Here is a 6,436-nt window from a genome sequence, read left to right on the forward strand (position 1 = left end):
AGCCCACCGCGGCGACCACGCCCACGGCGGCGACCAGCAGCACGACGCCGCCGGTGACGGCGGCGCGCAGCCGCGAGCGTCGGGTGGCGCCGGTCACCGGCCACCCCCGAACTGCGGTGCGTGCTGCCGGCACTTCTCCATCGCGGCCTTCATGGCCGGATCGCCGATGTTGATCGCGTTGCCCCCCGCCCCGATCCGGACCCGCCCGTCGGCGTCCGGGTCCGGGAAGTCCGGCACCCCGTTCTCCCGCATGCACTTGGCCAACGCGCGCATCTGCTCGGCCTGCTCGGGGTTGAGCTGCGGGCCCTGCCCACCGTTGGGCAGCTTGTCCTGGCACTTCTCCATGGCCGCCTGGACCTTCTGCTGATCCACGTCCGCGCCGAACCGGAAGCCGGGACGGCCACCCGGCTCCGGGTCGGGCATGTCCACCCCGTTCTCCCGCATGCACCGGGCGAAGGCGAGCTGCCGGTCCGAGTCACTGACCGGCGTGCCGCTCGCCGTTGCCGCGGCCTTCGCCCCACCGGCGGTCGCGACCCCGCCGCCGTCGTCGCCTCCCCCGCCGCACCCGGACAGCGCCAGGGCGAGCAGGACGGGGATCGCAAGCATCTGTCGTCGCATGGCGTCCGCTTCCGCTCAGGTCCGGCGTGGTTCGCCGAACGTGGCACTCAGTGCACGGCAGTGGGCGTATCCCCGGCGTTACCGTCGGCGGTTATGCCGCCGTTACCGCACCCCGAGCACCATGGAGGGGTGAGAGTGCTGGTGGTCGAGGACGAGAACGTGCTGGCGGACGCCATCGCCGAGTGGCTGCGTCGGGAGTCGTTCGCGGTCGACGTGGCGTACGACGGGGACGCCGCGTTGGAACGGCTCGGCGTCAACGAGTACGCCGTGGTGGTCCTGGACCGGGACCTGCCGGTGGTGCACGGCGACGACGTGTGCCGGGCGATCGTGGACGCGGGCGGCGAGACCCGGGTACTGATGCTGACCGCCTCGGCGGCGGTCCGGGAACGGGTGGCAGGGCTGGCGCTCGGCGCCGACGACTACCTGACCAAGCCGTTCGCCCTGGTCGAGCTGTCGGCCCGGGTGCACGCGCTGACCCGCCGGTCCCGTCCGGCGGCACCGCCGACGCTGCGTCGCGCCGGCATCCAGCTCGACCCGGCCCGACACGAGGTACGCCGGGACGACCGGCACGTGGCGCTGTCCCGCAAGGAGTTCGCGGTGCTGGCCGAGCTGCTGCGCGCCGACGGGGCGGTGGTCTCCGCCGAGGACCTGCTGGAACGCGCCTGGGACGAGCACATCGACCCGTTCACCAACGTGGTCCGGGTGACAGTCATGAAGCTGCGCCGCAAACTCGGCGACCCTCCGGTGATCGAGACGGTCCCCGGTGCGGGGTACCAGATCCGATGAAACGCCTGACGATCCGCGCCCGGCTCACCCTCATCTACGGGGGGCTCTTCCTGTTGGCCGGCATGGTCCTGCTCGCCGTCACGTACGTGCTGGTGGATCAGCGGATGCCGCAGCCGTTCGGGGTGAAACTGCGCGACCTGCCGAAGACCACCCCCACGACGCCCAGCGGGCAGAACGTCGACAACCTGCGCGCCCTGTTGCAGGAGGTGCAGGACGAGGCGAAGCGCAACGCGTTGGAGTCGCTGCTCACCCAGGGCGGCATCGCGTTGATCGTGGTGTCGACGGTGGCGATCGCTTTCGGCTGGTTGCTCGCCGGCCGGGCGTTGCAGCCACTGCACCAGATCACCGGCACGGCCCGCCGGATCGCCGGCGCGGACACCGCCGGCCGTGGTCTGCACGAACGGATCGCGCTGACCGGCCCTCCCGACGAGGTACGCGAACTCGCCGACACGTTCGACGAGATGCTGGAACGGCTGGACCGTTCCTTCGACGGGCAGCGCCGGTTCGTGGCGAACGCCTCGCACGAGCTGCGTACCCCGCTGGCACTCAACCGCGCCCTGGTGGAGCTGGCGGTCACCCGCCCGGACGCCTCGGCCGAGACCCGGCGACTCGGCGAGTCGCTGCTGGCGGTCAACGAACGCCACGAGCGGCTGATCGACGGCCTGCTGACCCTGGCCGACTCGGAGAACGAGCTGACCGAGCGTACGCCGGTCGACCTGGCCGAGGTCTGCGCGCACACGACCGATCAGGCCGGGAAGCAGGCCCCCGACGTGCGGGTTCGGCGGGCCCTGGCCCCGGCGCCGACCAGCGGCGACCCGGTGCTGTTGGAGCGGCTCACGTTCAACCTGGTGGAGAACGCGTTGCGGCACAACCTGCCCGCCGACGGCTGGGTGGAGGTGCGCACCGGGCTGGTCGACGGCCGACCCACCCTCACGGTGACCAACACCGGCCCGGTCATCCCCGGCTACGACGTCGAGACGATGTTCCAGCCCTTCCGTCGGCTGTCGCGGGAGCGGGTCGTCGGCGGGCGGGGCTTCGGGCTGGGGCTGTCAATCGTCCGCGCGGTGGCCCGGGCCCACGGCGGCACCGCCGAGGCGCAGCCCCGCCCCGACGGCGGTCTGATCGTCACGGTCACCCTGCCGCCGGCCTGACCGGCGGCCCCGCCTCAGCGGAAGAACGCGCGCAGAACGGCGGCGGTCTCGGCCTCCAGCACCCCGCCGTAGACCTCGGGGCGGTGGTTGAGCCGACGGTCGCGCAGGACGTCCCAGAGCGATCCGGCCGCACCGGTCTTGGGCTCCCACGCGCCGAACACGACTGTGGAGACCCGGGCCAGCACCAGCGCCCCGGCGCACATGGTGCACGGTTCCAGGGTGACCACCAGGGTGCAGCCGTCCAGCCGCCACCGGCCGGCGCGCTCGGCACCCCGGCGCAGGGCCAGCACCTCGGCGTGGGCGGTGGGGTCGCCGGTCAGCTCCCGCTCGTTGCGTCCGGTGGCCAACTCGGTGCCGTCCGGCCCGTAGAGCACCGCCCCCACCGGCACGTCGTCGACGTCGGTGCTGACCGCGTCGTCGACGGGTGGACCGGCGACGGCGACCTCCAGGGCGCGGCGCATCCACAGCTCGTGCCGCTGCCGTCGGCCGGCCTCGCCCAGGTCGGCCAGGCCCTCGTTGGCGCCGGGCCCGGCGCGGCCCACCGCCCCCGGGGTCGGCTGGCCCGGCCCGATCGACTCCAGAGACGGATCGGTCGCGTCGGCCGGCTCAGACCTCACGCAGCTCCTCGACCTCGTCGGCGCAACCGAGCACCTGGCAGATCTCCGAGGTGACGTCCGCCGGCATCATTCCCTCGTGGGTGCAGAGGGTCAGCAGCTTCTGCGCGGAGATGCCCAGGTTGGCCAGCAGGTCGGCGTCACCGACCGGGTCGGCCTCCGGGTCGACGACGGGCTGCTCGCTCTCCTCGTCACCGGTGCTCACCGGGCGTGGCTCCTCGTCACCGTCGAGCCCGGTGACCGAGGTCTTCAGGTCACCGACCAGCAGCGACCCCAGCTGCGACTCCTCGGCGTACGCGGAGTCCGAACCGAACACCCGCAGGTCCTCGCCCTCGTCCAGGCGCAGGATCACCAGGTACGCGTCATCGGCCTCGACGAAGAGCAGCGACACGTCGGCCTCCAGGTCGACGTCCCGCAGCCGGTCGGCGACCTCGTCGATGTCGGTGGCGCCACGCAGGCTGACCTCGGCGGCGGTCCAGCCACTGTCGTCGCGCACCACGGCCGCAGCGAAGTACGACACGGTCCCCCCAATAGCCCTCGACACAGCGTCGACTCGTTACGCGTGCACGTTAGCCGGTCGGGTCGGCGGGCGACCCGTCAACGCCCCGAAGGGCGGGTCATTCCTGACAAAGTCGGTTCAGCCGACGACTCTGCGGCGGGTGGCGATGAGCTGGCGCAGACGCTCGGTGCGCTGCCGCTGCGGTCGGCTGCGCTGGCGGACCGCCCGGGCGCCCGCCAACTCGGCCAGCAACTGCAGGCGACGGCGACTGCGATCGGGATCCTGCCGCGGAGTGGTCCAGGCCATAGTCCCGAGCGTGCCCAGTCTCGGCGGCCACGTCAAGACGGCGTTCGCTACGCAGCCAACCGGGCACAGGGTGCAGTCACCGAGCGGGGTTTCGGGGCCTGTCCGTGCCGGTCACCACAGCGGCCAGTCACCACTTGTCGCCCAGCGGACCGCCACCACCGCGGCGGCGATGCTCCAGCCACCCGCCGTGACGATGGCGACCCCGGTGGCCACCCCTCGGTCGCCGTAGCGGACCAGCACCAGGGCGGTGACCCAGGCCAGCAGGCCGGCGATCACCGTCCACCACGCGTAACTGGCAACGTCGGTGCCGAGCAGGCCGAACAGCAGCAGCCAACCGGCCGCCGCGCCGCCGCCGGCGGCGACACCGCCACCGGTGACCGGGTGCGGCTCGCGGTAGGTGGGCCGGGTCGGAGGCCCGGAGGGGAAGAGACCCGACGGGGTACGCGGCACCGGGCGGGCGGCACCGAAATCCGGGCCAGGTTCGGGTCGGGCAATGGTCACCGTCGCTGCCCTCCCTCACGCGTGCCGCTCGTGCCCACGGTACCGGCTCTGCCAGGATGACCTGATGTCCTCGCCGACGATCAGCCGCCGCGCTCGTCCGGCGTACCCGATCCTGCTGCTGCTCGCCCCGGTGCTGGCCGCCGGCTGCGCGACAACCCGGCCGGGGGTGCCCGACGGCGCCGCGCCGACGCCACCGTCGGTCTGGGCGACCGCCGAGCAGCCGGCGTCGCAGTCGCCCACGCCGACGGCGACCGACCCGAGCCCCCCGGCGCCGTCGTCGGCCAGGCCGTCCGCCACGGCACCCCGCACCGGGCTGAAGCATGTCTTTCCGGTACGCGCCGACGATGTCGACTACCACCCGACGCACGGGGCGTACCCGGCGACGGACCTCTTCGCCGACTGCGGCGAGCCGTTCGTGGCGGTGACCGACGGGACGGTGCTGGAGGTGAGCCGCGTCGACCGGTACACCAAACGTGGGCGGCAGGGGCCGGACAACGGCGGCCTGTCGGTCGCCCTGCTCGGCGACGACGGGGTGCGCTACTACGGCTCACACCTGAGCGTGGTGACCAGCGGCGTCGACGCCGGGGTGCGGGTCCGTGCCGGGCAGCAGCTCGGCAAGGTGGGCCGCACCGGCAACGCGAACAACGTCTGCCACGTGCACTTCGGCATCTCGCCGGCGTGCGCCGGCACGGACGGCTGGTGGATCCGGCGCGGGGTGATCTGGCCGGCGCGTTACCTGGACTCCTGGCGGGGTGGCGGCAACCGGGAACCGGCCGCCGAGGTCACCGCGTGGCAACGCCGGCACGGCTGCCCGAAGGCGCCCTGACATGGCCCGCGCGAGAGATCCCATCGCCGACCTGCGCCGGATCGCGTTCCTCCTGGAGCGCGCCAACGAGGCCACCTACCGGGTACGCGCGTTCCGGTCGGCGGCGAAGGCGCTGGCCGGCATGCCTGCGGCCGAGCTGACCGAACGGGCCGGCAACGGCACGCTCACCGAGCTGGCCGGGGTCGGTGACGTCACGGCCCGTTGCGTGGCGGAGTCCCTCGCCGGTGAGGAACCGGTCTACCTCCGCCGGCTGGTGGCGACCGAGGGCAGCGACCTGGACGCCGAGGCCACGGCGCTGCGCGCCGCCCTGCGCGGCGACTGTCACACCCACTCGGACTGGTCCGACGGCGGTTCGCCCATCGAGGAGATGGCGTTGGCCGCGGTGGAGTTGGGCCACGAGTATCTGGTGTTGACCGACCACTCGCCCCGCCTGACGGTGGCCCGGGGGCTGACCGCGAACCGGCTGCGCCAGCAACTCGACCACGTGGCAAAGGTCAACGCGGCGCTGCCCGAGGGTTTCCGGATCCTCACCGGGATCGAGGTGGACATCCTCGCCGACGGCTCCCTCGACCAGGACGACGACCTGTTGGCGCGGCTCGACGTGGTGGTCGGGTCGGTGCACAGCGGCCTGAAGGACGAGCGGTCGAAGATGACCCGGCGCATGCTGAAGGCCGTCGCCAACCCACACCTCGACATCCTCGGCCACGTCACCGGCCGGATGGTGTCGTCCCGCCCGGCCGGGGTGACCGGTCCGGGCGACCGGGGGCACCGCGCCCGGACCCGGGCGGAGAGCGACTTCGACGCGGACGCCGTCTTCGCCGCCTGCGCCGAGCACGACACCGCCGTCGAGATCAACTCCCGGCCGGAGCGGCAGGACCCTCCGAAGCGCCTGATCCGCCGGGCACTGGAGGCTGGCTGCCGGTTCGCCATCAACACCGACGCGCACGCGCCCGGCCAACTCGACTGGCAACGATTCGGCTGCGAACGCGCCGCCCTCTGCGGCGTCCCCGCCAACCGTGTCATCAACACCTGGTCGGCAGAGCAACTGGTGACCTGGACGCACAACCGCCCCTGACCAGCCCACCAACGCCCGCCCGACGCCCGGCCAGCCCAACGCCCGCCCGACGCCCGCCCG

The 6,436-nt window shown here is 73.2% G+C and carries 9 protein-coding genes; 4 read left to right on the plus strand and 5 right to left on the minus strand.

The window, feature by feature from the left end:
• Positions 1 to 93 precede the first annotated feature (93 nt).
• Complete coding sequence (locus PSH25_RS10080; RefSeq protein ID WP_238658769.1) at positions 94 to 606, minus strand: hypothetical protein; 513 nt, start codon at positions 604 to 606, stop codon at positions 94 to 96.
• Positions 607 to 747: 141 nt separating this feature from the next.
• On the opposite strand from PSH25_RS10080, the gene PSH25_RS10085 reads away from it, so the two are divergent.
• Together PSH25_RS10085 and PSH25_RS10090 are read left to right on the plus strand one after the other, a co-directional pair.
• Positions 748 to 1,404 carry a response regulator transcription factor gene (locus tag PSH25_RS10085; protein ID WP_181518658.1) on the plus strand — a complete coding sequence of 219 codons (657 nt, stop codon included), beginning with the start codon at positions 748 to 750 and terminating at the stop codon, positions 1,402 to 1,404.
• Positions 1,401 to 2,555, plus strand: coding sequence for a sensor histidine kinase (locus PSH25_RS10090; RefSeq protein ID WP_238658770.1), 1,155 nt, complete (start codon positions 1,401 to 1,403; stop codon positions 2,553 to 2,555). The genes PSH25_RS10085 and PSH25_RS10090 overlap by 4 nt, the downstream gene beginning before the upstream one ends.
• A gap of 14 nt (positions 2,556 to 2,569) precedes the next feature.
• Here PSH25_RS10090 and PSH25_RS10095 read toward each other — a convergent pair whose 3' ends face one another.
• The 4 genes from PSH25_RS10095 to PSH25_RS10110 all read right to left on the minus strand — a co-directional run bounded on the left by PSH25_RS10095 (position 2,570) and on the right by PSH25_RS10110 (position 4,475).
• Positions 2,570 to 3,016 (minus strand): nucleoside deaminase, encoded by a 447-nt coding sequence (locus tag PSH25_RS10095; RefSeq protein ID WP_238658775.1) that lies wholly within the window; start codon positions 3,014 to 3,016, stop codon positions 2,570 to 2,572.
• Between the two features lie 145 nt (positions 3,017 to 3,161).
• Positions 3,162 to 3,689: a tRNA adenosine deaminase-associated protein gene (locus PSH25_RS10100; protein ID WP_238658771.1), complete on the minus strand. Its 528-nt coding sequence runs from the start codon at positions 3,687 to 3,689 to the stop codon at positions 3,162 to 3,164.
• A gap of 117 nt (positions 3,690 to 3,806) precedes the next feature.
• Complete coding sequence (locus PSH25_RS10105; protein WP_167493094.1) at positions 3,807 to 3,974, minus strand: hypothetical protein; 168 nt, start codon at positions 3,972 to 3,974, stop codon at positions 3,807 to 3,809.
• Positions 3,975 to 4,085: 111 nt separating this feature from the next.
• Positions 4,086 to 4,475: a hypothetical protein gene (locus PSH25_RS10110; protein ID WP_238658772.1), complete on the minus strand. Its 390-nt coding sequence runs from the start codon at positions 4,473 to 4,475 to the stop codon at positions 4,086 to 4,088.
• A 64-nt stretch (positions 4,476 to 4,539) separates the two neighbouring features.
• On the opposite strand from PSH25_RS10110, the gene PSH25_RS10115 reads away from it, so the two are divergent.
• Both PSH25_RS10115 and PSH25_RS10120 read left to right on the plus strand, forming a co-directional pair.
• On the plus strand, positions 4,540 to 5,301 hold the full coding sequence (locus tag PSH25_RS10115) for a M23 family metallopeptidase (RefSeq protein ID WP_238658773.1): 762 nt from the start codon (positions 4,540 to 4,542) through the stop codon (positions 5,299 to 5,301).
• 1 nt (position 5,302) lies between these two features.
• Positions 5,303 to 6,376, plus strand: coding sequence for a PHP domain-containing protein (locus PSH25_RS10120; RefSeq protein WP_238658774.1), 1,074 nt, complete (start codon positions 5,303 to 5,305; stop codon positions 6,374 to 6,376).
• The last annotated feature ends 60 nt before the right edge of the window (positions 6,377 to 6,436 follow it).

Origin of the sequence: Micromonospora foliorum (assembly GCF_022229015.1) — a bacterium.
In the GTDB taxonomy this organism is placed as follows: domain Bacteria; phylum Actinomycetota; class Actinomycetes; order Mycobacteriales; family Micromonosporaceae; genus Micromonospora; species Micromonospora foliorum.

What these genes read in the sequence shown, in the direction of transcription:
- PSH25_RS10080 (WP_238658769.1), bottom strand. Translation starts at nt 606, where the DNA reads ATGCTTGCGATCCCCGTCCTGCTCGCCCTGGCGCTGTCCGGGTGCGGC.
- PSH25_RS10090 (WP_238658770.1), top strand. Translation starts at nt 1,401, where the DNA reads ATGAAACGCCTGACGATCCGCGCCCGGCTCACCCTCATCTACGGGGGG.
- PSH25_RS10095 (WP_238658775.1), bottom strand. Translation starts at nt 3,016, where the DNA reads ATGCGCCGCGCCCTGGAGGTCGCCGTCGCCGGTCCACCCGTCGACGAC.
- PSH25_RS10105 (WP_167493094.1), bottom strand. Translation starts at nt 3,974, where the DNA reads ATGGCCTGGACCACTCCGCGGCAGGATCCCGATCGCAGTCGCCGTCGC.
- PSH25_RS10115 (WP_238658773.1), top strand. Translation starts at nt 4,540, where the DNA reads ATGTCCTCGCCGACGATCAGCCGCCGCGCTCGTCCGGCGTACCCGATC.
- PSH25_RS10120 (WP_238658774.1), top strand. Translation starts at nt 5,303, where the DNA reads ATGGCCCGCGCGAGAGATCCCATCGCCGACCTGCGCCGGATCGCGTTC.